Here is a 24,149-nt window from a genome sequence, read left to right on the forward strand (position 1 = left end):
CATCAGGATCAGGCCCGCACGGAGTCGTGTTCCGCCGGGTAAGGCCACGCCCGGAAGGCCTCGTCGGTCTGCCTGCTGGTGCGGGGCAGCCAGATCCGACGCAGCCTGCCCACCGTCTCCCGAGGCAGCGGCGGGTTGATCTCCCTCGCCTCGGGCTCGGCGATCGACTGGAGCGCCCAGGCGAGGCCGATCAGCGGGTCGATTCGGGCCCATCGTGCGCGATCGATGTCCAGGACCATCATCGCGCGCAGGAACCCGTGCCACAGGTGATAGCTCAGCGTCGGATCACCCTCCATCATGTGCACCTCCAACTCGAACTCGGCGCGACGAGGGTCGAAGAGCAGCCCCTGACCGAAGAAGGAGAAGGCGTCGATGAGCCGAGGGGACTGCGGGTGGTAGAAGGCGTCGAACACGCCGAGCTGAACTCGGGAGAGGGCCTGCAGAGGTGCCCGAATCGGGGCGACGAACTCGGCGAACTCGGCCGAGTATCCCGGTGACGCACTCAGCTCGAGCCAGGTGTCATAGATCAGCTTGACGAAGCCGTCGCCGAACACCGCATGCATCTCGACGAAGGCCTGCTCGACCTCCGGAATCCGGTGATACAGCGTGATGTCGTCGAACTGATACCACATCTCGTTGGCCTGTCGGTCGCCACTCATGCCCGGCACCGGTGGCAGATCCTGGTCGAATTCGTCGGCGGCCGAGGCCGCCCCCGGCCGGATCGTCATCCCGGTGAGGATTCCCGCTCCCACCGAGGCGAGGGACATCGTCAGCAGACGTCGCCGATCGAGGTGCTGAGCCATCGTCGACTCTCCGTTCTCTCCTGCGGCCTGAATGCTGGGCAGCACGATAAGAGCGGTCGCTATATTCGAACTATCACCGCGCGCCCGCCCGCTGTTCGGCGGTGGTCGCCCGGCTCGCGCTCCTCGGCCTTCAGCCTGCTCCGCCGTGCCGGTCGTCGCCGCGCCTGCCTGCGCCTCGTTTCGCGAGCCGGGGGAGCGGGGTACACGGGCAAGTGGAAGCCGAATCACGATCCTATGAAGGAGGCAGCCTTGACCACTATCACCGAGTCGATCGACGTCGACGTGGACGTGTCCGCCGCCTACGACCAGTGGACGCAGTTCGAGTCCTTTCCGCGCTTCATGGAGGGGGTCGAGGAGATTCGTCAGATCGACGACACGCACACCCATTGGCGGGTCGGATTCGGCGGCGCCCATCGTGAATTCGACGCGACGATCATCGAGCAGCACCCGGACGAACGGGTCGCCTGGAAGTCCGACCACGGACCGACCCACGCAGGCGTGGTGACCTTCCATCGCCTGGCCGATGCCAAGACGAGGGTCACCGCGCAGTTCGACATCGATCCGCAGGGATTCGTCGAGAAGGCAGGCGACAAGCTGGGTATCGTCGACAACCGGGTGAAGGGCGACCTGGCACGGTTCAAGCAGTTCATCGAGAACCGGGATGGTCGGCCGACTGGGAGCTGGCGAGGGGACGTGAGTCCGCCAGGGCGATGACCTCAGGCGCTCGATCGGCAGGCGCGTCGTGCAGGGAGCGCAGCAGATCGGCGAGACCATGTCGGGCCCGGCCGGTGAGTCGAGGGCTGGTGGTCACGCGGGCACCGGAGTCGAAACGCAGCAGATAGCCCGCCTGCTCCAGCCTTCGCCACAGATCATGATCCTCACCGGTCGGGACCGGCCCGAAGCCGCCGACCGACGCGTAGGCGTCGGCGCGGACCGCCAGGTTGGCGCAGTAGACGTTCCCGTGCCCCTCTCGGCGCCGGACGCCGTCGATGACCCGCTGGTAGCGGGCACGGGCGTGCGGCGACAGCGACAGCAGGTCGAGGTCGGCCATCCCCGCGATCGCGTGGCTGCCCTCGGCCGCGCGGGCCACGTGCTCTCGCGCCCATCCTGAATCGACCGTCGAATCGGCGTCGGTGTTCAGCAGGAGGGTGCGCGACGGGGAATGCCCGCGCAGCAGCGGGCGCAGGGCACGAACGCCGTGATCCCGGAGGAGTCCGATGGGGAGTTCTCGGCCGTTCGACTCCACCAGCCCGGCCCGCCAGCCACCGAACGCGGCCCTGGCGACGGCTGCCGTGTCGTCGGTACAGCGGTCGGCGACGACGCAGACGGCCCGTCCGAGGCGTGGAGGAAGCTCCAGGAGCGCGCGGCGCAGCGCCTGGAGACACGCCCCGAGCAGGCAGCCCTCGTCACGAGCCGGGATCACGACACCGACGGCCGTGATCATCGGCGCTCCAGCACGTGAAGGAGGAACTCGTCCTCCACGTGCTCGATCAGTGGAGTCAGCGCCGGATGCGCGAGCAGCCTGCGGTGGACATCCTCGCCGTCGCGCGGCGCCTCGGGCGGCCAGGACCGCCAGTGCACGGCAAGCAGGTGGCCGCCGGGGCGTAGGCAGGCGACGGACGCCTCGATCGTCGCGGTCAGGTCTCGGTCGTCGAGGTAGTACAGGATCTCGCTGTACACCAGGAGATCCTGCGGACCCGGCGGCAGATCGGCGGGCAGCGATCCCACTCTGACGTCGACGGACGACCGACCGCTGCACGCGAAGCGCGTCCGCTCCACCGCCGAGGCGATCGGGTCGAAGGCCAGCAGCCGGTCGCAGCGCTGCGCAAGCACCAGGGTGAGTGCGCCGATGCCGCAGGCAGGCTCGACGGCGCAGCCGTACCGCCGAGCAGGCAGGGCGGCCGACACGATCGCCCGTCGGCGAATCTCGTACCAGTCTGTCGAGACCCGCCAGGGGTCGGCGTCGCGTGCATAGAGTTCGGCGAATCGGTGTTCCGGTGCCGACGTGCGCGGCGGCTCGCGGAAGACGATCTCGGTGTCCCGCTCGAAATGGGCGAGCACTGCCGGCGGCAGGATCGGCTCCTCCCCGCGCGGGCCCGGTGTGAGCTGCGAAGCGAAGGCGGCGATGCCCGCGCTCTTGCGCTGTCGGTCGGTCTCGGAGAGTCGGAGCCGGCAGGCACGATCCCAGGGGATCGATGCATCGTCGGGATGGAGCCGGTGCCACAGCCAGATCGGATAGGACCAGCAGTGGGCGCCGACCGGGGCGGCCGCCAGCATCGCGAGGCCTGCCGCCTGATGGTCGGGGTGCGGATCATCCGGCCACGGGGCAAGACAGAGATCACGGCCCTTCGCGAGTTCGGCGAGTCTCTCGGTCAGCTCTCGGCGGTGGCGGGACAGGCCGGAGTCCGGGAGACCCAACCAGACCGGCCGCACCGCGTCGAGGCCCTGTGCATCGAGCGACTCGTTCAGTTCGCGGCGGCGGGTCTCGGCCAGTTGCGACTTCTCGGCCGGTGTCGAGTCGGGGAACGCGCCCTCCCCGTCGGTGGCCAGGACCAACGTCACCTCGATGCCGTCGTCGTGTAGGCGGTGCAGCAGACCGCCGACGCCCAGCGTCTCGTCGTCGGGATGCGCGGCGACCACCAGCGCACGGGAGAAGTCCTGGAGGCGGAAGGCGCGGAGGTCTCGGGCGGCTAGGGCTGCCTGCCACTCGTCCTCGACGACCGGGCTGCTCATCGGTCGTGCTCCCCGGCCAGCACCCGGCGCCCGAGCGTTGCGAGATCACGTTCCGCGTGATGCTGACGAACGTAGACGAGCAGGTCGGCCAGCCGTTGCGCGAACCGTCGATCTCGACACATCGGCGTCGGGCCGGCGACCTTCGGAGCCCGGTCCAGCACCTCGCAGGCGGTGCGCTCGGCGGCGGCACGACAGGTCTGGATGAGTGTCTCCAGCTGGTCGGGCCGGTCGAGGTGGTCCCGACCGGCGGAGCCTGCGGAGTCTCGGGTCGGTTGATCGATCAGTTCGGCTGCTCGTGCCAGGAGTGCCTCGGTCGCCCGCACGGTGGTGTGCAGTGCGCCGAGATGAGCGCACTGGTGTTCGTCGACGTGCTCGCGCTCGACCAGCCAGGTCCGCACGGAGTCGACGATCCCGGCCGCGCCGCCGAGCCAGACCGCCGCGACGCCGCCGCCGCCGAAGGCGAAACCCGGCCGGGTGACATACCAGCCGGGTGGTCCGACGAGGGCGTCCGCCTGTACCTGGACTTGGTCGAACTCGACGTCGGCGCTGTCGGAGGCGTCCATGCCGACGGCCTGCCAGCTGTCCGGCCGGGCGCGGACGCCCTCGGCAGACAGGTCGACCTCGACGAGCCGGTCGCCCGCCACCACCAGAGCTCGGTCCAGGACGGTGGCGCCGGAGCAGAAGCGCACCGTGCCCGAGAGGCCGCCGTCGGTCAGCTGGGCACCGGTGCCCGAGGAGCGGGCGGCCCAGACGCCGTACAGCGCATCCGGGACCGGTGTTCGGCCCGCTTCGGCAAGGATCGCCAGCGCGTCGGTGTGTCCCTCCGCCAGCCTCGCCAGCACCAGGTCTCTCCTGCCCAGGGCGGCCAGCGCCGCCCACCGCCCGACGGTGTCACCGGCACCGGGCCGAGGCAGTTCCAGTTCGCCCGCCGCAGCGATGGCACGCAGTTCGGCGGCCACCGACGAGGTCGTCCTCGAACCGGGCAGCGGCTTCGGTGGTGCTGACTCGAGCAGCGGGGGCATCGGGGCGGCCTTCGGAGTCGGCATGCCCTCTCAACTACCCCGCAGCGTGTTGATTAAGCGGTGCGCGGCTTTGTGCCTGGGGAGACACGCGATGCCCGTGTGGGTGAGCGGGCGGGCGATGCCGTTGCCGTGCTGCCGATGTCTGGGCGGCGCGATGATCCGTTTCACCGGCCTGCGACACGGGTATTCGGTCGTCGAGTGTCGCGACGCAGGCGCTGCCCTGCGGTCGTCCCGGGGTATCGCCACGGTTTCGACGAGCCTCCCGGGCAGGCGGCGAGCCGTCTCGCCGTCGCCTGCGGCCGAAGCGGAGCCGGGAGCCGGTCCGGCGGCTGACCAGATCCCGGGCCTTGCCGACCGCCCGCACGACGGAATGCCCGCACGACGGACCCGAATCAGGAGGAGTCATGCCGGAATCGAACGCCAAGCAGCCGCGTCAGCAGCAGAAGCCCCCGGGTGTCACGGCGGACATGGAGCCCCGGCCGCGTGACGCCATGGCCGACTACGAGGGTCGAGGACTGTTCTCGGGCAGACGGGCGTTGATCACCGGTGGCGACTCGGGGATCGGCCGTGCCGTCGCGGCCGCCTTCGCCAAGGAGGGCGCCGACGTGGCCGTCGCCTACCTGACGGAGCACGACGACGCGGAACGGACCGCCGCACTGGTGCGCGCCGAGGGCCGTCGCTGTGTGCTGCTCCCCGGCGACCTCGCGGATGTCGCACAGTGTCGTGAGGTCGTCGATCAGACCGTGCGGCAACTCGGCGGGCTGGACATCCTGGTCAACAATCTCGCGACGCAGCGGCCGGTCGACTCGCCGGAGGAGATCACCGACGAGCAGTGGCTGCACACCTTCGACGTGAACATCCACAGCTACTTCCGGGTGACGTCGGCGGCGCTGCCGCACCTGGGTGACGGGAGCGTCATCATCAACACCGGCTCGGTGAACGGCCTGCGCGGCAACAAGTCCCTCATCGACTACTCGGCCACCAAGGGCGCGATCCACGCCTGGACCTACGCGATGGCGCAGGCCCTGGCCGATCGGCGAATCCGGGTGAACTGTGTGGCGCCGGGGCCGGTGTGGACGCCGCTCATCCCGGCCACCTTCCCGGCGGAGAAGGTGAAGGAGTTCGGGAGCCAGGTTCCGTTCGACGAGGCGGCGCACCCCGACGACCTCGCGCCGTCCTACGTGTTCCTCGCCTCGAATCGGCTCTCCGGCTATTACAGCGGCGAGGTGATCGCCGCACTCGGCGGGGAGACCACGCCGGGCTGACCTCGGCGCGGTGACCGGGGTCGCCCCGGCGGCCGACGTCGAGCCTGTGCAACGGGATGCCTCGTCCGGCAGGCGCGGAGATTCGCGCCCTATTCGGCGGGATACCGCTGCGCGCGCAGGAGCCGGGCGAGATGGGCCGCATTGCGGGCCGCGGTCTTGTTCGTGGCGGCGACTGCCGAGGGCGTCTCGTCGAGATCCTGGTAGTCGACCGGCTTCATGGCCTCCCCGTTCCAGTAGGTCGAACCCTGCGCGGGAATGCTGAATCCCACGTCGTTCAGGCCCTGGAACAGGTCTGCGATGATCTTGTGCGCGCCGTCCTCATTACCGACGACGGCGGCGATCGCGACCTTGCCGAACATCGCGGGGCGGCCTTCGTCATCGGTGTCGGAGAGTGCGGCGTCGAGTCGTTCCAGCACCCGTTGCGCGATGCTGGACGGGTGACCGAGCCACGTCGGCGTCGAGATCAACAGGATGTCGGCGTCCGCGATCCTGCGGCGGATCTCCGGCCAGGCATCGCCGCCGCCCATGTCCGTCTCCACACCTGCCCGGACGTCGTGATCGGCGACCCGGATCAGCTCGCCGGTCACGTCGTGCTCGGCGAGCTGATCCAACACCTGCTGGGCGAGCAGACTGCTGCTGGATCGGGCGGGAGAGGGTTTGAGACTGCAGACGAGTGCCAGTGCGCGAAGGGCGGTCATGATCTGCTCCTGTCGCCGTCCTCGTGGAATCGGGTCAGGCAGTGCACGAACAGCTCTGGTTCGGCGAGCGTCATGGTCAGCGCCGGATGGCGGACCGTCCCGAACGGCTCGATGCCGGTGACGGGCTCGTGGAATCGGACGCAGGCGCCTCGGCCTGCACCGGTGCCGAAGGTCAGTCCGCGATCCGCCAACGAGAGCCGGGGACCCACCGACCTGGCCGCGCGATAGGGCCCGGTCACCTCGGCAGGCAGCAGGTTCGCGAGCGGTGTGCGTACCCGCCACGGACCGAAGCGGACGTCGAGTCCGTCGGCGCCCACGACCACGCCGCTGGTGGTGGGCCGCACACCGATCGCGGCGAGCAGCAGTCGAAACCGAGGGTCGAAGGCGAACCGCAGCAGGCACGGAGCCGCCGTCGACCCGAACGCGTCGGGATTCATGCCGCTCGACTACCCCGTGCCGTGCCGCCGGACACCTCGGCTCCTGGGTTGCTGACCCGGCCCCGCGCGATGCGAGCAGGGCAGGACGTCGGTGGTGTGATCGCCCACCGACGGGGCAGCAGGGACTCGTGTGGCGCCCGACCGCTCGAAGTCGCGGTAGTGACCGATGGTGTCCGGGGTTCCAGTCGATTCGCCTCGCGTGGCGGCTGACGGACGTCCGACGGTGGACGCGTCCGCAACCGGCGTGGCCGGACCCAGGGAGGCGGTGGGGCGGCCGCGCTCCCGGGGTCCGGACGCGGCCCTACACCGCGACGGTGCGGTGCCTCGGCTTCAGCCCGGTCAGCTCGCGCAGGACCTCCGAGGCCGTCACGGGATGCAGTTCTTCGAAGCTCCGCCCGCCCACGATCCGGATGTCGCCGAGCTGTTGATCGCCCCACATGTCCGGCATGCCGACCGTGATGCCCGGCGAGATGGTCACCACGATGTCGCCGCCGCCGGGCAGCGGTCTGGTGATCTCGTGCTCGATTCCGGCGTCCATCGGCGCTCCTCGCTGCCAGCCGCGTCTGGTCAGGCTCAGCAGGCCGCCGAGCTCCACCTCGGCGTTCGTGAACCGCTCCAGCCTCGAACCTGCCTGTTCGCTCTCGTCGAGCCGGTACACCGGTCGGCCCAACTGTGGGAACGGTTGGAGGAGCTCGTAATCGGCGAACACCCCCGACCACGTCGCCACGTCGTCGGCCAGCGACAGCGGGTGCGCCACCAGCACCTGGGCATCCGCAGGCAACTCGAACACGTCGTCGTGCACGTCGGCCAGAGTGCCGTCCTCGGCGACCCGGAACGACGGCCCGTCCTCGGCGATCCACACGAGGCGCCGCACGAGGTGCTGCAGCAGCGGGTGCCCGACGAGCAGCCGGTGGAACTCGGCGGCGGACCACTGGCGCATCACCACCATCGCGTCTTCCAGCCTGCGAATCTGATCGGAGGCGATCGCCCGCACCTCCTTCTTCAGCTGCCCGAACCGCTTGTGCTCGGCTGGGGCGAGTTCCGGATCGTCTTTGGCGCCCGGCTTGGGCAGGGCCTTGCGCCGCGCACCTTTCCCGTCCAGCACGTACGGCGTGAGCTGCTCGTCGAAACCGATGGTGAAGCTCCGCGGCCCGTAATCGATCACCAATCTGCCTGCGGCGTCCAGGCCGAAGTCCGGCACCAGCCGGTCGGACAGCTGCTCGCCGGTCAAGCCGAGCTCGGCCGCCACCTCTCGGATCTTGTTCTCGGCGCGTTGCCTGAGCCCGCCGAACTTCGCCCGCCGCGCGATGGTGTTCAGGGCGATCAGGGCCGCGTCGGTGCCGATCGCCGTCAACACGTCGAGCCCCGACACCGCCCTGGCGTGCTGTCCCTCGCCGGGCCACGTTCGAATCAGCGGAGTCAGCCTCGCCACCACGTCGTCGTCACCCAGCAGGCCGAGCGCCGTCATCACCCAGCGGTCTTTCGATGGCATCCCGTTCGCCTGCCACAGCAGGAACACCTCCCACGAAAAACGAGCCAGCGACGTGGGCTCGCACGCCTCGCGGACGATCTCCACACCGGCGTACACGTCGTCGGGGGTGCTCAACGCCAGGATGGTGAGCAGCAGGCCGGTGGCCTCGAGCGGCAGCGCCTGGTCCGTTCCGCGCAGGAGCACCCTCGGGAACATCTGCGGTGCCGCCCACTCACCGGGGACCGGAATCCTGGCAGGCAGCAGAGACAACGGGTCGACGCCGAGGAAGGCGTCGATCGCCTTCTCCGCCTCGGGGCCGTGCTCCCGCGCCGCCTCCCGCGCCTGCTGCGGAATCAGTCGCACCATCGCCTCCGCTGCCCTGCGCCGGGCACCTGCGGGACCGAGAGCGACGGGCACCAGGAACCGACCCGCGTGAACGGCGTGGCGACGCAGCCACGTCATGACCAGCTCACGCGACGACTTGTACCGCACCAGCCGGTCCGCGAGGAGCTCTGCCACCTCGACGCAGACCATGGGCAGGACCAGCTTGTCCGGCTTCTCGCCCGCGATGAGGTGCAGAACGGTCGGAAACGCATCGACCCCGAACCGAGCCAGCAGCACCTTGGACAGCCTGACGTGGTGGAACGGTCCCGTCGGACGCCACTCGGACACCAGCGGACGGAGTTCCTCGACCGGTCCCGTCTCGAACATCACGACCTGCCGGTGGTGGTCGAGCCTCCCGGCCCGGAAGTCCTCGATCGCTGCTCGCCAGTCCGTCTCCCGGTGATGGTAGGAGAAGGCGGCCGCCGCCCATTCGGCCTCCTCGCCCGGCGCCCACGCCACGGCCCGGTACGCCGGCACCACGAGGTCCTTGACCACCACCGGTGTGACAGCCTTCCGCCGCACGGTCCACGGGGGCGTGACCAGGACGGCGGGCAGCGCCTCGACCGGCGCCTCCTGGACGCTCGCGGCCGCCGTGCGCAGCTGCCCGACGATCGCGCGTGTCTCCTCGGTCTCCTCGATTCGATCGGCAAGCTCGGGGTAACGCCGCAGCTGATCCGCCAACAGCGAACGAACCGCAGGCTCCCGAGCCGAGGCGAACCGCCGGAGCGCCAGCAGCGGGTACCTGCGGGCCATGTCGAGCACGGTGGGCAGCACCTGCTTCTTGTCCAACCGGACCAGCAGCAGATCGAAGGCCTCCGCAGTCGGGAACGCGGCGAGCGTATCCAAGATCAGCTCACGCTCGTCCCCGTAGAGGTTCTTGTCGAGGCGCGGCGCGATCATCGGGGCGAGGTCGGGGCCGATGCCGTCGGCCAGGGTGTGCAGGAATTCCTGGCGCTCCAACTCCCACAGGATCTTCCGGTTCGAACTCAGCCGGATCAGCTGGGCGATCGAGGTGAAGGAGCACAACACCATCGACGTGTCCGAGAGCGTGTCGGTCCGCTCCATCTCGTCGCAGAGCTCGTCGACCCAGTCCTGTCTCGTCGGCACGAGGTATGCGGCGACGCACCTGGCGAGCAGGTCGACGCGGTGGGGCGCCAGCGCGGACACCGCCGCCTCGTACGCGGCCTCCGACGTCGCGGCGAGAAGCGAGCGCACTCGCCGCGCAATCGCCTTGTTGATCCCGCTGTTGTGCGGTCGCCCCTGCACTTTCCGGAGTACTTCGGCCCGGCCCCGGTTGATGCGTTCCCGATGTACCTCGATCCGGTAGAGCTCGATGGCCGCACGGGCGGCGAAGGCCAGGCCGTGCTCCAGCACCCACGCGTCGGGCAGCAGCCGAAGCTCGGGCTTCAGTCTCGCATCGTCGGCCACCAGCGCGGCCACCGCTGCGGCGCCCGTCGGCGTCACGTCCCCGGCGAGATGGGCACGGACCACGTCGACCAACTGTCCGTCGCTCTCCGGATGGTCGAACACGACCTCCAGATCCGACTTCGCGCCTGCCACGGTGGCCCGTACCTTCTCCACCGCGTCGGGCTCGGGAACGGCGTCCCACCGCACCCGTCCGCCGCGCCGCTCGTGGACGTGCGGCCACCACCTGGCGGGCACGGTGAACACGGGATTCTCCAGCGACTGGTCGACGGGCTGAGCGGGCTGCCCCGGCGAGCCTGCTGCCTCGGCTGCGGGGCTGACCGGGTCCGACGACTGTGTCGGTGCCGGAGCAGCCTGCCAGATCACTGCTCGGTAGCCCTTCTTCTCCTTCTCCGCGATCAGCCTCATGACCTGAGCGGACGCGGCGGCCTCGGAGCCGAAGGAGGTCGTCTTCGTCTGCCCGGCGGCGCCGCTCCATCCGAATCGGACGGTCACCTCGGCTCCGTCGGTGGCGACCTCCCAGAACCTGTCCGAACCGTCACCGACGAGTTCCCACCTGCGCACGCCATGCTCCCTGTCCTCTGAGGTGGTTGGGAACCCTAATGATCGACGCCGACTCTTCGGCGTGGCGCGAGTCCGGCGTCGGGTCGTCTCACGCCGACGCGGCCTGCCACAGGTGCATCGCGGCATAGGCGCGCCACGGTGCCCATCTGGTGGCGTGGTCGGCCAGGGCACGGTGCGCCGCCTGCTTCGACAGGTCCGGGTCGAGCAGACCGAGAGCAGTGGCCCCCGCGACCAGCGCGACGTCCCCCGGCAACCAGGCATCGGGTTCCCCGAGCACGCGCATCGCGAGGTAGGACGCGGTCCACGGGCCGATCCCCGGTCGACTCACGAGCTGCTCGCGAAGCGATTCGGTATCGGCGCCGACGTCGACGCACAGTTCGCCGTCGGCCAGGGCGCGCGCCGTGGTGGTGACGGTGCGCACCGACCGGCCGGGAAGCCGCAAGGGGCGGTCGGGGTCCCCCGGCTCGCCCACCGCAGGCGCGGCCACCCCGGCCGCGATGTCGGCAGGCGTGGGGAAGAGTCGGTTCAGCCCGGTGATGGAGGAGGTATAGGGCGTGCCCAGCGTCGCAGTGAGACGGGTCAGGTGAGTACGGGCTGCGGCCACGGATATCTGTTGTCCGACGATCGCGCGGATGACGAGTTCGTGCGGGTCCACCGCGCCGGGCAGCCGGATTCCCGGCGTGGCCGCGACGAGCGGCGCCAGCACCCGGTCCGAGGACAGCGCGGTGTCGACGGCGACCGGGTCCGAGTCCAGATCCAGCATTCGTCGCACGCGCGCCACGGCGGTGGCGACGTCGGCAAGGGAAGACAGCTCCAGCGTCGCCTGGACTCGCCATCCTGCGCCTGCGTCGGTCGCCACGATCTCCACCGCGCCCGGTCCGTGCGGCAGGACGAGCGTGCGGGCGTACCGCAGCCTGTCCTCGTCGGCGACCTCGGCGACCTCGACGCCACCGACCGCGCGCGCCGCCAGGAACCGGAACAGCCCCGGCGCGTCGAACGGCTGCCGCATTGGCAGCGCCAGGCTGAGCCGCACCGGGGCTCCGCCCTCCGGCGCGCTCTCGTCGGCGACGGACTCGACGGCGCCACGCCTGCCTCTGGCCCGCAGCTCGCCGGGCCGAGCGGCGAACACCTCCAGGATGGTGTCGTTGAACTGCCGCACCGAGCCGAAGCCGGCGGCGAACGCGACATCGGCCAGTCGGAGGTCCGTTCCGACGAGCAGACTGCGCGCCGTCTGCGCCCGCCGTGCCCTGGCCAGCGAGAGTGGTCCGGCACCGAGTTCCGCCGACAGCAGGCGGTGCACATGCCGCCCGCTGTAGCCCAGGCGTGCGGCCAGGCTCTCCACGCCTTCGCGGTCCACGACGCCGTCGACGATCAGCCGCATGGCACGGCCGGCCAGATCACGACGCAGGTCCCATTCCGGGGTGCCGGGCGCCGCCTCGGGCAGGCAGCGTCGGCACGCGCGATAGCCGGCCTCGTGGGCGGCTGCCGAGGTCAGGAAGAACGTGACGTTCTGCATCTTCGGGGTGCGTGCCGGGCATGACGGCCTGCAGTAGATGCCGGTCGAGGAGACGGCCGTGAAGAACTGGCCGTCGAAGCGGGTGTCGCGGGCATCGATCGCCCGATAACGCTCGGCGAACGCCGGATCGCCCATCGCGCAGCGCCCTCCGCCGTCCGGCACACTCGATCGCCGCGCACCCTGGTCGGTGAGCATGGCCGCCTTCCCGGTTCGCTCGGGCATCAGCGGCCGTCGCCCGTCGGCAGGACGCCGGCAGGCCGGTCCGGTGACCAGTCGACCCCGGCACTCGCGGTCTGGACGGCCGGGGCGCCTGCGGTTCCCCTGCGCGGGGTGTCCGTCCCGGCCCGGGGGTGGGCGGTGGCGAGTGGCCGCGAGGACTCGTGCAGGCCGTCCCGGCGACGGTCCTCGGCGGCGAGTGTGGTGTTCACGGCGTCCATTCCACCGCTCCGACGCGGCCTGGTCTAGCGGATTTCGGACATTGGCCTGAGGCCGGTAGGCAGGGCTGCTGCGGGGGGATCGAGCGGCGGCCGGGAGTTCCTTCCCCGCCATGCCGAAGTGGATCTGGTGGGTGACGGCACCCGTCATCGCGGTGCTGTTGACAGTCTTGGCCTGTGCGGGACGCGGCGCCTGCCTACCCGGCCAGGTTCGGCTCGGGAACGGACGGCGTCGTCACGGTCACCAGGGTGGTGAGCGGCCCCGCGCTGCGATGTCGGCGCAGTCGCCGAGTGACCCGCCCACAGGTCGTCGCCGCAGTTCGCCGGTCACCGAGGTGCGCCGGACGCCGTGCACACCGCCTTCTGCACCTGATCGGCGGCGACCAGCGTGGTGAACTCGCATTCTCTGCGGAGCCCGATGACGGACTATGGTTCCTCCCTGCGACCCGATCGTCGAATCTCGACCGGCACAGCGCGCGTCTCGCCGATGATTTTCGGGAAACGCACTCGGATACGTTCCTCGCGCGGCGGGAATCCCGGCGGATCCTCCCCTACCCCGTGTCCGGCGGCGGCCGACGCGATCAGCCCGCGATCACCATGCCGGGCAGCCGTTCGACGGGAGCGCCGGAATCCGACGGCGTGGCCGGAATGCCCACCTCGACGACGAGGCCGCCACCGTGCCGTGGTCGCGCGGTGACCCCGCCGCCGCAGGACCGGGCGATGGCGCGCACGATGGACAGGCCGAGCCCGGCCCCGTCGGCCCGACCGGTCCGCACCGCGCCCCGGTAGAACGGCTCGAACAGGCGATCCGCCTCGTCGTGACTGATCTCCGCGCCGGTGTTGCCGATCGTCAAACTCCCTCTCGTGTCGAGTTCCACGAGCACCTCGCCGCCGGGAACGTTGTAGCGCAGGGCGTTGCCGAGGAGGTTGTGCACCAGCTGCGCGAGCAGGACGGGATCGCCGAGCACCATGCACCGCATGGGCGCGTCGATCCGCAGGCGCGGCCGGTCGGCGGGCCCGGTGGCAGTCAGTTCACCGGCGACGTCGTGCACCACGTCGACCAGGTCCACGGGCTCCAGCCGGTGCGGGTCCTGCTCCCCCCTGGCCAGGGTGAGCAGGCCGTTGATCAGTGCCGTGCAGCGGTCGTTGTTGCGCAGCAACTCCTCGCGCACGCGACGGACCCGGGCCGGGTCCGTGGTGGCGAGCCCGACCTGGAGCGTCGTGCGCGCCACGGCGAGCGGCGTGCGCAGCTCGTGCGAGGCGTTGGCGATGAACCGCGCCTGTGCGTTGAACGCGTTCTCCAGCCGGGCCAGCACGGCGTCGAAGGTGTCGGAGAGCTCCTTGATCTCGTCATCGCGCCCCTGAAGCGCCAGTCGTTCGTGCAGGTTCTCGGTGGAGATGCGGCGGGCCTGAGACGTCATCTGGTGTACCCGCTTCAGCACCCGTCCGGTGACCCACCACGCCAGCAGCCCGGCGAGCACGGTCATGGCGGTCAACGCCACGATCCACTGGGCGAGCAGGCTCGCCAACGCCTCGTTCTGCTGGATGGCGATCCCGTCCGCCACCTCCATGGACGGGTCGGCCGAGCCCCGTGCCGTCTCTCCCGACACCGGCTGGTCCGAGGTCGACGGCATCAGGTCCACGGGTGTGGCGTCGGCGCTGATCCTCATGATGACGACGCGGTTCTGGAGGTAGACCATCGCGACCACCACGGCGGTGACGATCAGGAACATGGCGGTGTGCAGCAGGGTGAGGCGCCACCGCAGCGTGAGACGGCTCAGCACCTCGGACCGCCCAGCCGGTAGCCGACACCGGGCAGCGTCTCGATGACGCCGGGTGAACCGAGCTTGGCTCGCAGCCTGCACATGGTCACCCGCACGGCGTTGGTGAAGGGATCAGCGTGCTCGTCCCACACGACGCGCAACAACTCCTCGGCGCTGACGATCGTGCCGTCCGCCGCCATGAGCACGGCCAGCACGCCGAACTCCTTGTTGGACAACGCGACGGGCCGGTCGTCACGGGAGACCGAACGCCGGGCCGAGTCGAGGGCGATGCCATGCCTGCGGAGCACCGGGGGCACGGCAGGTCGAGACCGGCGACCGAGAGCGTGGAGCCTGGCGACGAGTTCGTCGAAGTCGAACGGCTTGCCGAGGTAGTCGTCGGCGCCCAGTCGCAGCCCCGCGATCCGGTCGGGGACGTCGGCCAATGCGGTGAGCATCAGCACCCGGGTGAGACCGCCGTACTCGACGAGCTGCCTGCAGACCTCGTCGCCGTGGGTGCCGGGAAGGTCCCGGTCCAGCACCACGACGTCATAACAGTCGGCGGACAGTTTCTCGAGCGCGGTGGTGCCGTCATAGGCGAGATCGACCGACATCGACTCGTCCCGCAGTCCTTCTGCGATGTACCCGGCGAGGGCCTTCTCGTCCTCCGCGACCAGTACGCGCATCGTCATCTCCGCTCACGGGGGTGATTATCGATCCGGACGGTAACGCCGTGCTTGTTTGAGCGACATAACGACTTTTCGGATCGGCAGGCGGCGAAATGCCCGTGAAACACCGCTGTCCATACCGTCTTTCGTACTCGTCGTCGGCATGGAGGAAGGCGAATAGTGAGCAGAGCAGGGAGAGGACGACGCAGCGCCCTCGCGAGCGTCGTACTCGCAGTGGGAGTCACGGTCGGACTCGGGACCGTGGTGACCCCGAGCAGCGCCACGCCGGACGGCCTCGAAGACTTCTACGGACAGCAGCTCGACTGGCAGCAGTGTGCGGACCCGCCACCGCCGGATCCCTCGGAACAACCCGATGACGGCATCATCGTCGACCCCTGGCAGGGTCAGTGGAAGTTCATGGAGTGCGCCATGGTGACCGTCCCGGTGAACTATGGCGAGCCCGCTGACGGCACCCTCGACATCGAGGTCAGCAGGATCACGGCGGGCGACGCGGACCGCAGGCAGGGCGTGCTGTTGTTCAATCCGGGCGGCCCCGGCGGCGGCGGACTGGCCATGCCGTTGGGAGTTCGTGACACGGAGATCGCCGCACACTTCGACCTGATCGGCTTCGAGCCCAGGGGAGTGGGCCGGGCCTCCCGGCTCTACTGCGACCGGGTCCCCCACCGGCCGCGACACACCCGCCCGACCGATGAACAGTTCGCCGAGTTCACCGAACACGCCCAGGCGAAGGAGGCGGCCTGCGAGCGGGCGGGCGGCGACATCCGGCCGTACATCAACACGGCGAACACCGCGCGGGACATGGACGTCATCCGAGCCGCCCTCGGCGAGGAGAAGATCAACTACCTCGGGTTCTCCTACGGTACGTACCTGGGCGCGGTCTACGGCAGTCTCTTTCCCGCACAGCTGAACCGCAGCGTGCTCGACTCCTCGATCCACCCGGACTGGATCTGGCACGAGCAGACCAGACAGCAGTCGGTGGGTGTCCGGTTCAACGTCGAGCAGTGGGCAGGCTGGGTCGCCGAACGCGATGACACCTACCACCTGGGTACGACCCAGGAGGAGGTGCTTGCCGCCACCGAGGAACTCACCGCCCGCCTCGCGGCCGAGCCGGTCACGCTGGATCGTGAACGGCCTGCGGACTGGCCCACCTACTGGTCCACGGAGTTCGACGGGGACACCTTGGACCGGTTCCTGGCCACGGCCGTCCAACCCCGGCCGGTCTGGGACGTCGTCGCCGAGGTGGTCGTGGAGCTGCGGTCTGCCTCGGAGGGCACGGCACTGTCTGCGGACGCCGGTGCCGCCGTCGGCCTCCTGACCGGGGACGACACCCCCAAGGTCGATCCAGGGGTGTACGAGGCGGTCACCTGCGAGGCGGACTGGCCCACCGATCTCGAGACCTACTACGACGACATGCGCCGCTACCGCGACGAGTACCCGTACGCCGACGGCAACGGCAGCGGGATCATCGGTGCGGCGCCGACCAACTGCACCTTCCGGTCGTTCACCCCGCCCGAGGACCTTGTCGAGCTTGAGCGGGACGGCTATCCCACCGGCCTCGTGATCCAGGCCGACGGCGATCCCGCCACCCAGTACGAAGGCGGCCCCGCGATGGCCGAGACGCTCGGCCACCGACTGATCTCCCTTCGCGACAGCGGCGGACACGGGCACTACGGGCTCAACGCCTGCGTGACCCAGAAAGTCGACGACTACCTGATCAACGGCGCCCTCCCGCCCGCGAACTCCGAATGCACGGGCGATCCTCGGCCGCCCGTTCCGGCGGACGGCACCGACACACCCGATCCGTTCGCCGCGGACACCAAGGAGGCACGCGTCCTCGACGCCGTCGAAGGCCGGTCCGTCTGGCGATGACCGGTGTCACAGCAGGGCAGGCAGGCTCACCTGGTTCCGGGGTGGGCCTGCCTGCCGATGCAGCGGTGCGCACGGCGGCGGACGACCCGGATGGTTCGCCGTGGCCGCTGCGAGTGGCAGGCGGACCCGCGCGGCAGACGTCAGTGCGTGTGGGGTCATCGGGCAGCACGACGGCGGTGTCCTCGATGGCGTCCGACACCATGATCGGGTCGCCCCGGATGCCGCGCTCGGCCGGGCCGCCCAGCCCCGAACCTCGGCCAGCGCCCCGCCGTCGGCGACAGCCGGGGCGACCTGAGTGGTCTGCATCGAGCCGTCCAGAAGTCCGGGGACCCCGTCGGGCGCCAGCCCGCGAGTCCGATCGGCGATCTCGTCGCCGCGGTCGACGACGTGGTCGGCGCCGAGGCCGAGAACCAGCTCGGCGTCGGCCGGGGCGGCGTCTGCGATCACGGTCAGCCCGTCGGCCTTGGCCAGCTCGACCGCGTACCCCCCGCCGGCCCCGGCCGCACCGGTCACGGCGACGGTCCCGCCGCGCGGCACGGCCAGCGCGTCCAGCGCCAGCCGAGCGGTCAGGGCGTTCCCCAACAGGGTGGACGCCGGCTGCAGCCGTGGGGACGTCACGGTCGCGCTGTGGCTCGGCCCGAACGGGCCGGCATGGCTTCATGTCATCCGATCGGATGGCATGACCTGCCACGCCATGAACTACATCGCCGTATCGACCACTGTCGACGATGACACTGTGGTGGCACCGCTCGCGCGGTGACCGAGACGGCCATCGGGGGCGGTGCCGCTCCACTTTCGCCTCCGGTACGCACACACCGGCGACTCATGACTGCCCGCAGGCACCGCGGCGTCCACGTGGTGAGCGCTCGAGAGAGCGCCTGATCGGGAGGAGCGCCGGGTGGGCGGGCTCGAACTCACGGTGGTGCTCGGCATCACCGTCCTCGCAGGCGCCGTGCTGGCCCCTCGGTTGCGCGTCGCGGTGCCGCTGCTGCTGCTGCTGGTCTTCGGTGTCGTGCTCGGTTTCGTACCCGCGCTGCGCGAGGTCGAGTTGCCGCCGGAGACGGTGCTGCTGTTGTTCCTGCCGGTCATGCTGTTCTGGGAGAGCCTGACGACGTCGTTGCGGTCGATCAGACGGGACTTCCGCGGCATCGTGCTCATGAGCACGGTCCTCGTCGTCGCGACCGCGTTCGCCGTAGCCGGGGTCGCGCACCTGCTGGGGATGCCGTGGCAGGCGGCACTCATCCTCGGCGCGGCCGTCGCCCCACCCGACGCCACCGCGGTCGCCGCGCTGGGCCGCACGCTGCCGCATCGCAACTTCATGCTGCTGAAGGCCGAGAGCCTCACCAACGACGGCACGGCGCTCGTGCTCTACGCGATCGCCGTCGGGGTCGCGGCAGGTGGCCACTACACGCCACTGGCCGTCACCGGGATGGTGCTGCTGTCTTACCTCGGCGGCGTGATGGCAGGCGCGGTGGTGGCGGGCGCGGCGTACCTGGTGATGCGGCGGCTCCGCGACAGCACGGTGATCAACATTGCTCTGCTGCTGGTGCCGTTCACCGCATTCCTGTCGGCCGAGCTGATCGAAGCCTCCGGTGTCCTCGCGGTCGTCGTCGCCGGTCTTCTCGTCGCCTTCGTCGCCCCTCGGATCAGCACGGCCGCCTCCCGCAGACAGACTGAATCGGCGTGGCCCCTCGGGGCCTACCTCCTCAATGGGGCGCTGTTCGTGCTCATCGGCCTCGAGGTGAACGTCGTGTCCCGGCAGATGGACGTCGCGCGCATCGGCTGGGCGCTGACGGTCATCGTGGCGGTGTGGCTGACGCTGTTCGTGGTCCGCTTCCTATTCCAGGTGGTCAGCGTCTCCCTCATCCGCCTGCTTGACCGGCGGCCGTCCCAGCGGACCCGCCGGATGAGCCACCGGGCTCGTGTGGTGAGCGCGGTCGCCGGGTTCCGTGGCGCCGTCTCACTCGCCATCGCCCTGTCCGTGCCGGTGACGCTGGACGACGGCGAGGCCTTCCCCGGACGCGATGAGATCGTGTTCGCCACCGCAGGCGTCATCGTTCTGACCCTGCTCGTGCAGGGACCACTCCTGCCGGTCGTCGTCCGGTGGGCGCGGCCCCGGCTTCCCGACGACAGCGCCGCCGAAGACGAGCTGAGGATCGCCGAACACGCGATCACCACCGCAGCCGTCGCCGCCCTGCCCGACCTCGCGGTCGAACACGGCATCAGCGCTGAGGTCCACGACCGGCTCGCCCGCGACTATCACGAGCACCTTGATCTCATCGACGCCCGGGCGAACAGGTCGAGTGACACGACGGTCGGACCAGGACCCGAGCCCGCCGAGATCGTTCCCGACGGTGGAGAGGCGGTGTCCGCCGCACCGCAGCCTGTGCAGGCGGACTCGCCGTTGACCCGCAACGAGGAATACACCCGACTCCGGCTGGCGACCCTCGACCGCAAACGTGCGGTCCTCATTCGTCTGCGCCGTGAGGGCGTCATCGACGACGCGGTCGCCCGTCAGATCCAGACCCGCCTCGACATCGAGGAGCTGCGGCTCACCGGCACCGAACCCCTGGGCTGACGGCGAACCCCAGCGCTGTCCTGCGTGCTGCGCAGCGACGTTTCCTGGACGGCGGTCAGGCTTCGGGGATGTCCCGCCCGGCGCTCGCCAGGGTGATCGAGGCAGGTTCGGGGCCACGCCGCACCCCGCGACCGAGTCCGTCGATCGCGGCGAGTTCGACGTCGGTGAGCTCGAGGTCGAACACGTCGAAGTTCTCGGCGATCCGTTCTGGACGGGTCGACTTCGGAATCGCCGACCGGCCCTGCTGCAAGTGCCAGCGCAGCATCACCTGAGCCGGGGTCTTGCCGTGTGCCTCGCCGATGCCGATGATGGTCCGGTCCTCGAGGGTGCTGCCCCCCGCGCCCTCGCGGTAGAAGGTGATGCCGCCGATCGGCGACCACGCCTGCGACAGGATTCGGTGCGCGGCGTCTGCGGCGAGCACGTCCGGCTGCGCGAAGTACGGGTGCACCTCGATCTGGTTGACCGCGGGCACGACCGTCGTGTTCTTGAGCAGGTCGTCGAGGTGCTCGGGCATGAAGTTGCTGACGCCGATCGCCCGTACCCGCCCGTCGGCGAGCAGCTTCTCCAGCGCCCGGTAGGCATCCAGGGTCAGGTCGAACCGGGTGGGCAGCGGCTGGTGCAGGAGCAGTAGGTCGATCCGATCGACGCCGAGCTTGCCTGCGCTCTTGTCGAAGGCGTGCAGGGCCTGATCGTAGCCGTAGTCGCTGATCCAGAGCTTGGTCTCGATGAAGATCTCGGACCGGTCCACGTCTGAGCTCTGGATGGCCTCGCCGACCTCGCGCTCGTTGCCATACGCGGCCGCGGTGTCGATGTGCCGGTAGCCCGTGTGCAGTGCGGTCTCGACCGCTGTGACGGTCTCCTCGGGAGCGGTCTGGAAGACACCGAAACCGAGGGCGGGCATCTCGACACCGTTGTTCAACGTGAGCTTCATGGGCGTACCTTCACGCGAGAAGCGGCCAGCCGCACGTGGGAGGGCCGGTCAGTACCCCGTCGTCGCCCGACGTTGCAAAGACTCGGAAACGACCTGGTCGAGCGATTTGCGCCGCAAGTGTTCGACCTCGCTCACCTGGCTGATGCCCACGGTCGAAGTGCCGAGCTCCCGCAGCGTCGATCTCCGCAGCGGTCCGCGCAGCGCCCGCGTCTGCGCTGCCTTGTCCGTGCCCTGATCGTCGCTCTCCGGCAGGTGAGTCTACCGGTGCTCAAGCCATCACCCGCGTATGCGACGACGCGGAGGAACTCCCCCGGCCCCGATCGCTGGGGACGTCCTTCGGCGTGCACGTCAGCCTTGGCTGGGACGCTACGCGCACCCCGACTCGCAGCCGAAGATCGACGCTATGCTGCTCTTCGGCTGTCTCGTAGAGAGCGCTCGCCGCGCGGACGCTGAACACTGGCGACGTTGCCGGCTTCCGATCTCCGCGGAGACGCTCCGGAAGCAGCTTCGGGTTGGCGCGACAACATCGCGGGCTCTAGTGGCGGAGGTTCGGCCGAAGAACGCTGCACCAAGTTCGACGAACATTGAGGTAGTAAGTGATCGCTTCATGGTCTGACTGGAATTGACAGTCCCAACTAGTCGTCCGACCACTTTTGGCGGCCTTCTCGTGGCGATACTGAGCGGTGGAGCGGCTGACCCCCATCACCGCGCCAAGCTGCGCCCGCCAGCACGAGCCGCAGGGATGGCGGTGAGTCGCCGCCCAAGTGGCTCGCCGCCTCCACGAGATGCAGCAGTTGGTCGTTGGTTAGCCAATGAACCCACGGACCGGCCATGGCCGTACGCAAGGGCTTCGAACGCTTCCGGCTGAAACCTCGGTATGTCCTGGTGCGAAGCCGATCGCTATCCAGGGAATCGCGATGCTTGTTGCTCGGCGAGGATCGGTAACTGCCTGCCAGAGATAGCTGTCGGACGCCGGGTGCGCTCGAGTCGGCGTCCGGGACGCTGCGCGGGAGTGTGCTCAGGTGCGCCGCCAGGGTTGCCCGGTCGAGTGGGGGCGGTACTGGGCTGAGTTGGCAGTTGTGGTGTCCGTCGAGGACGTTGATGACAAACGGGGCGACGGTGCAGGGTGGTGGTGCGATGTGGCCGCAGAGGCGGCGGATCACGGGTGAGTGGTCGTTGCCGCGTGGTCCGATCGCGATGGACCAGCCGAGTCGTTCGTCCCAGACGAGCATCAGGTCGCGCTGCGGGGCTCGGTGGTACTAGGGGGCGAGGCCGAGGTAGGCGGTGGCGGTGACTTCGTGTGTCACCGCGTCGACGGGGCGCCAATCTGCTCGGCTACCCGGCGGACGTAGCCCGCCAGCGCGGAATCCAAGCTCGGCGCCATGTCGGCAGTGGGCTCAATGTCCCAAACGGACAAGAGGAGGCTTTCGTCATGCGGGTCGCGCGCCATGCGGGCGACCGTGCGTGCCGCGCGGGCGCGGTGATGCTGGTGCTCGCGCAGGTGGCGAGCACGGGAGGAGACGAACTGCGCCGCCGGCCCTTCGCTTGGCGAGGTGGGGTCGAGGTCAGGATCGACACCGCGAAACCTGGAACGCCGAACGTTATGGAGATGCGGGTGGGCGGGCGTGGTGGTGGTCAGAGGACCGACACCGCCGTGGCCTGCGGGCCGCGGTTGCCCTGGCCGACGTCGAACTGCACGCGGGCGTTCTCGTCGAGGCTGCGGAAACCGCTGCCGGTGATTTCTGAGTAGTGGACGAACACGTCGCTGCCGCCGTCGTCGGGGGCGATGAATCCGAAGCCCTTCTCGGAATTGAACCACTTCACAGTGCCTTGAGACATATACGTTTCCTTGTCGCGTCGAACATTGCGGCACAGCCTCGTGCGAGGCGGCCGGACTGCGAGCGTGAAACCAAGGAAAGCCTGAAAGGGCACCGAGGCGACGCTCGCCAAAAACCTCTGCGGCGTCGGGAACAACGAGCACAAAAATCTTCAACCACATGCAGTGGAGCACATGGGCGGGCGGGCCGTCAAGCGAGGTCCGCCCGCCCCGTGCTCGCGGTGGCCCGCCGATGCGCGTACCGTCAGAACCTGCCTGCTCGCGCCGCGCTTGTCGACCCTGGGTCACGAGGAGCCTTGACGACGCTGTCCGACCTGCGACCAAGCCTCTGCCCGACGACGGCGCACCGACCTGCTCGACGCTGCCGTCCGGTGCTCATGCGTCACCGCTGGCCGTGTTCACCTGCCCGGCCCCTTCCCAAGGAGTTTCTTTTGTCGCGCACACCCGTACGTTCCCGCAGCACCCGTGCCCCGGTCTCGCCGGTGCTGTTCAGCCACCCCGTCTCGCACGCCGCCGGACACACGCTCTCCGACGCCGATCAGCGCCGTACCCGTGGCGTTCGGTTTTCCTCCTCTGCCGCCGGAGCGCCTGCGACGCGGCGCCGGTGAACGACAGCGCGCAGGGTTCCTATCGCCATCTGCTCGCCGAGGTCCGCGAGGGTCGGGGCTGCTGCGCTGCCGCCACGGCTACTACGCAGCGGTGATCATCGCGAACATGGCGGTGTTCGCCGGAGCGTGGGTCGGGTTCGCGTTCCTGAGCGACACGTGGTGGCAGTTGCTGATCGCGGTCCTCCTAGCCGTGGTGTTCGCGCAACTGGCGTTCGTCGGCCACGATGCCGGGCACAAGCAGATTTCCTGACCAGGCGTCCCAACGACGCGGTCGGTGTCGTGCACGGCGGGCTGGTCGGGATGAGCTACCAGTAGTGGATCGACGGGCACAACCGTCACCACGCCAACCCGAACCATGAGGAACCCCCGACCTCGACATCCCAGCACTGGCCTTCACCAGCCGGCAAGCCCGCATGAACAGGGCTTTCGCCGCTGGATGGCCAAAAGCCAAGCGTTCCTCTTCCTCCCCTGCTCACCCTCGAAAAACTTAACCTGCACGTCTCCGGAATTCGGGCGGTGTGGCGCGGTGAGACGAAGATGCGCCGCCTGGAAGGCGCACTGCTGACCGCGCACGTCGCGAGTTACCTCACCGCAGTGTTTCTCGTGTTCTCACCCGGTCTCGCGGTCACATTCGTCGCGGTGCACCAAGCCCTCTGGGGTATCTACATGGGCTGTTCGTTCGCGCCGAACCACAAGGGAATGCCCACGATGACTGGGCAGCCGGTCGACTTCCTGCACCGGCAAGTGCTGACCGCACGCAAGGTCTGCGGCGGGAAGGCCATCGACTTCGTGCTCGGCGGGCTCAATTACCAGATCGAGCACCATCTCTTCCCGAACATGCCCCGCCCGCACCTGCGCCGCGCTCAGCCGATTGTGGACCGATTCTGCCGCCGCCACGAGATCCCTTACGCCGAAACCGGACTGCTGCACTCGTACCGGCAGGTCCTCGGCCACCTCCATCAGCTCGGCGCACCACTGCGTGCCGCAGACCATGCTCGCGGTCTCTGACCGGAAACCGGAAACGTTCAACGCGCGGAAGCCAGAGTCGGCGGACGTCCGGTCCGCGGTCTCGGAACTGGTGGGTTCACGCCGGCGAGATCAGACAAACTTTCCCTCAAGCTGTTA

21 protein-coding genes are annotated in these 24,149 nt (G+C 69.5%); 6 read left to right on the forward strand and 15 right to left on the reverse strand.

Going from position 1 to position 24,149, the window contains the following annotated elements; genetic code table 11:
- Window positions 1-8: 8 nt before the first annotated feature.
- Window positions 9-803 (reverse strand): hypothetical protein, encoded by a 795-nt coding sequence (locus UA74_RS07845; protein ID WP_075766037.1) that lies wholly within the window; start codon window positions 801-803, stop codon window positions 9-11.
- Window positions 804-1,052: 249 nt separating this feature from the next.
- Here UA74_RS07845 and UA74_RS07850 point away from each other — a divergent pair, with 249 nt between their 5' ends.
- Window positions 1,053-1,517, forward strand: coding sequence for an SRPBCC family protein (locus UA74_RS07850; protein ID WP_075766039.1), 465 nt, complete (start codon window positions 1,053-1,055; stop codon window positions 1,515-1,517).
- On the opposite strand, the gene UA74_RS07855 is transcribed toward UA74_RS07850, so the two are convergent.
- From UA74_RS07855 to UA74_RS07865, 3 genes are read right to left on the reverse strand one after another with little or no spacing between them, the layout of a single operon-like run.
- Complete coding sequence (locus UA74_RS07855; RefSeq protein WP_075764135.1) at window positions 1,450-2,247, reverse strand: glycosyltransferase; 798 nt, start codon at window positions 2,245-2,247, stop codon at window positions 1,450-1,452. The two genes, UA74_RS07850 and UA74_RS07855, sit on opposite strands and share 68 nt — an antisense overlap.
- Window positions 2,244-3,536 (reverse strand): bifunctional PIG-L family deacetylase/class I SAM-dependent methyltransferase, encoded by a 1,293-nt coding sequence (locus tag UA74_RS07860; RefSeq protein ID WP_075764137.1) that lies wholly within the window; start codon window positions 3,534-3,536, stop codon window positions 2,244-2,246. Before UA74_RS07860 ends, UA74_RS07855 begins: the two co-directional genes overlap by 4 nt.
- Window positions 3,533-4,582, reverse strand: coding sequence for an acyl-CoA dehydrogenase family protein (locus UA74_RS07865; RefSeq protein WP_232237669.1), 1,050 nt, complete (start codon window positions 4,580-4,582; stop codon window positions 3,533-3,535). The genes UA74_RS07860 and UA74_RS07865 overlap by 4 nt, the downstream gene beginning before the upstream one ends.
- A 380-nt stretch (window positions 4,583-4,962) precedes the next feature.
- Here UA74_RS07865 and UA74_RS07870 point away from each other — a divergent pair, with 380 nt between their 5' ends.
- Window positions 4,963-5,823 (forward strand): SDR family oxidoreductase, encoded by an 861-nt coding sequence (locus UA74_RS07870; RefSeq protein ID WP_075764139.1) that lies wholly within the window; start codon window positions 4,963-4,965, stop codon window positions 5,821-5,823.
- 89 nt (window positions 5,824-5,912) lie between these two features.
- Here UA74_RS07870 and UA74_RS07875 read toward each other — a convergent pair whose 3' ends face one another.
- The 7 genes from UA74_RS07875 to UA74_RS07905 all read right to left on the reverse strand — a co-directional run bounded on the left by UA74_RS07875 (window position 5,913) and on the right by UA74_RS07905 (window position 15,198).
- Window positions 5,913-6,521, reverse strand: coding sequence for a flavodoxin family protein (locus tag UA74_RS07875; protein ID WP_075739684.1), 609 nt, complete (start codon window positions 6,519-6,521; stop codon window positions 5,913-5,915).
- Window positions 6,518-6,958, reverse strand: coding sequence for a hypothetical protein (locus UA74_RS07880; protein WP_075739685.1), 441 nt, complete (start codon window positions 6,956-6,958; stop codon window positions 6,518-6,520). Before UA74_RS07880 ends, UA74_RS07875 begins: the two co-directional genes overlap by 4 nt.
- Window positions 6,959-7,259: 301 nt before the next feature.
- On the reverse strand, window positions 7,260-10,802 hold the full coding sequence (locus UA74_RS07885; protein WP_075739686.1) for a DUF4132 domain-containing protein: 3,543 nt from the start codon (window positions 10,800-10,802) through the stop codon (window positions 7,260-7,262).
- 88 nt (window positions 10,803-10,890) lie between these two features.
- Window positions 10,891-12,540: a DNA-3-methyladenine glycosylase 2 family protein gene (locus tag UA74_RS07890; RefSeq protein WP_318533294.1), complete on the reverse strand. Its 1,650-nt coding sequence runs from the start codon at window positions 12,538-12,540 to the stop codon at window positions 10,891-10,893.
- A complete protein-coding gene (locus UA74_RS07895) occupies window positions 12,540-12,746 on the reverse strand; it encodes a hypothetical protein (protein WP_157434054.1) in 207 nt (68 codons plus the stop codon). Before UA74_RS07895 ends, UA74_RS07890 begins: the two co-directional genes overlap by 1 nt.
- A 587-nt stretch (window positions 12,747-13,333) precedes the next feature.
- Window positions 13,334-14,536 (reverse strand): sensor histidine kinase, encoded by a 1,203-nt coding sequence (locus UA74_RS07900; protein ID WP_075739688.1) that lies wholly within the window; start codon window positions 14,534-14,536, stop codon window positions 13,334-13,336.
- Complete coding sequence (locus tag UA74_RS07905; RefSeq protein ID WP_075739689.1) at window positions 14,530-15,198, reverse strand: response regulator transcription factor; 669 nt, start codon at window positions 15,196-15,198, stop codon at window positions 14,530-14,532. Before UA74_RS07905 ends, UA74_RS07900 begins: the two co-directional genes overlap by 7 nt.
- 162 nt (window positions 15,199-15,360) lie before the next feature.
- On the opposite strand from UA74_RS07905, the gene UA74_RS07910 reads away from it, so the two are divergent.
- A complete protein-coding gene (locus UA74_RS07910; RefSeq protein ID WP_198042962.1) occupies window positions 15,361-17,070 on the forward strand; it encodes an alpha/beta fold hydrolase in 1,710 nt (569 codons plus the stop codon).
- Window positions 17,071-17,076: 6 nt separating this feature from the next.
- Here UA74_RS07910 and UA74_RS07915 read toward each other — a convergent pair whose 3' ends face one another.
- Complete coding sequence (locus tag UA74_RS07915; RefSeq protein ID WP_198042963.1) at window positions 17,077-17,688, reverse strand: MDR/zinc-dependent alcohol dehydrogenase-like family protein; 612 nt, start codon at window positions 17,686-17,688, stop codon at window positions 17,077-17,079.
- A gap of 280 nt (window positions 17,689-17,968) precedes the next feature.
- On the opposite strand from UA74_RS07915, the gene UA74_RS07920 reads away from it, so the two are divergent.
- Window positions 17,969-19,648, forward strand: a complete 1,680-nt coding sequence (locus tag UA74_RS07920; RefSeq protein ID WP_075739690.1) for a Na+/H+ antiporter — start codon at window positions 17,969-17,971, stop codon at window positions 19,646-19,648.
- A 55-nt stretch (window positions 19,649-19,703) separates the two neighbouring features.
- Here UA74_RS07920 and UA74_RS07925 read toward each other — a convergent pair whose 3' ends face one another.
- The 3 genes from UA74_RS07925 to UA74_RS07930 form a co-directional block, all read right to left on the reverse strand.
- Window positions 19,704-20,579: an aldo/keto reductase gene (locus tag UA74_RS07925; RefSeq protein ID WP_075764141.1), complete on the reverse strand. Its 876-nt coding sequence runs from the start codon at window positions 20,577-20,579 to the stop codon at window positions 19,704-19,706.
- Between the two features lie 635 nt (window positions 20,580-21,214).
- A complete protein-coding gene (locus tag UA74_RS33390; protein WP_232237670.1) occupies window positions 21,215-21,811 on the reverse strand; it encodes a DUF6292 family protein in 597 nt (198 codons plus the stop codon).
- A gap of 403 nt (window positions 21,812-22,214) precedes the next feature.
- On the reverse strand, window positions 22,215-22,418 hold the full coding sequence (locus UA74_RS07930; RefSeq protein WP_075739692.1) for a cold-shock protein: 204 nt from the start codon (window positions 22,416-22,418) through the stop codon (window positions 22,215-22,217).
- Between the two features lie 697 nt (window positions 22,419-23,115).
- On the opposite strand from UA74_RS07930, the gene UA74_RS34175 reads away from it, so the two are divergent.
- Together UA74_RS34175 and UA74_RS34180 are read left to right on the forward strand one after the other, a co-directional pair.
- Entirely contained in the window at window positions 23,116-23,274 is a 159-nt protein-coding gene (locus UA74_RS34175; protein WP_318533295.1) for a hypothetical protein, read from the forward strand.
- A 287-nt stretch (window positions 23,275-23,561) separates the two neighbouring features.
- Entirely contained in the window at window positions 23,562-24,032 is a 471-nt protein-coding gene (locus UA74_RS34180; RefSeq protein WP_318533296.1) for a fatty acid desaturase family protein, read from the forward strand.
- Window positions 24,033-24,149 lie beyond the last annotated feature (117 nt).

The sequence above is a fragment of the Actinoalloteichus fjordicus genome, from assembly GCF_001941625.1.
In the GTDB taxonomy this organism is placed as follows: domain Bacteria; phylum Actinomycetota; class Actinomycetes; order Mycobacteriales; family Pseudonocardiaceae; genus Actinoalloteichus_A; species Actinoalloteichus_A fjordicus.

Bases quoted from the DNA above. Each gene is read 5' to 3' on its own strand.
- UA74_RS07845 (WP_075766037.1), bottom strand. From the start codon at position 803: ATGGCTCAGCACCTCGATCGGCGACGTCTGCTGACGATGTCCCTCGCC.
- UA74_RS07855 (WP_075764135.1), bottom strand. From the start codon at position 2,247: ATGATCACGGCCGTCGGTGTCGTGATCCCGGCTCGTGACGAGGGCTGC.
- UA74_RS07860 (WP_075764137.1), bottom strand. From the start codon at position 3,536: ATGAGCAGCCCGGTCGTCGAGGACGAGTGGCAGGCAGCCCTAGCCGCC.
- UA74_RS07865 (WP_232237669.1), bottom strand. From the start codon at position 4,582: ATGCCGACTCCGAAGGCCGCCCCGATGCCCCCGCTGCTCGAGTCAGCA.
- UA74_RS07870 (WP_075764139.1), top strand. From the start codon at position 4,963: ATGCCGGAATCGAACGCCAAGCAGCCGCGTCAGCAGCAGAAGCCCCCG.
- UA74_RS07875 (WP_075739684.1), bottom strand. From the start codon at position 6,521: ATGACCGCCCTTCGCGCACTGGCACTCGTCTGCAGTCTCAAACCCTCT.
- UA74_RS07880 (WP_075739685.1), bottom strand. From the start codon at position 6,958: ATGAATCCCGACGCGTTCGGGTCGACGGCGGCTCCGTGCCTGCTGCGG.
- UA74_RS07890 (WP_318533294.1), bottom strand. From the start codon at position 12,540: ATGCCCGAGCGAACCGGGAAGGCGGCCATGCTCACCGACCAGGGTGCG.
- UA74_RS07905 (WP_075739689.1), bottom strand. From the start codon at position 15,198: ATGCGCGTACTGGTCGCGGAGGACGAGAAGGCCCTCGCCGGGTACATC.
- UA74_RS07925 (WP_075764141.1), bottom strand. From the start codon at position 20,579: ATGAAGCTCACGTTGAACAACGGTGTCGAGATGCCCGCCCTCGGTTTC.
- UA74_RS33390 (WP_232237670.1), bottom strand. From the start codon at position 21,811: ATGCTCGTCTGGGACGAACGACTCGGCTGGTCCATCGCGATCGGACCA.
- UA74_RS07930 (WP_075739692.1), bottom strand. From the start codon at position 22,418: ATGTCTCAAGGCACTGTGAAGTGGTTCAATTCCGAGAAGGGCTTCGGA.
- UA74_RS34180 (WP_318533296.1), top strand. From the start codon at position 23,562: ATGCGCCGCCTGGAAGGCGCACTGCTGACCGCGCACGTCGCGAGTTAC.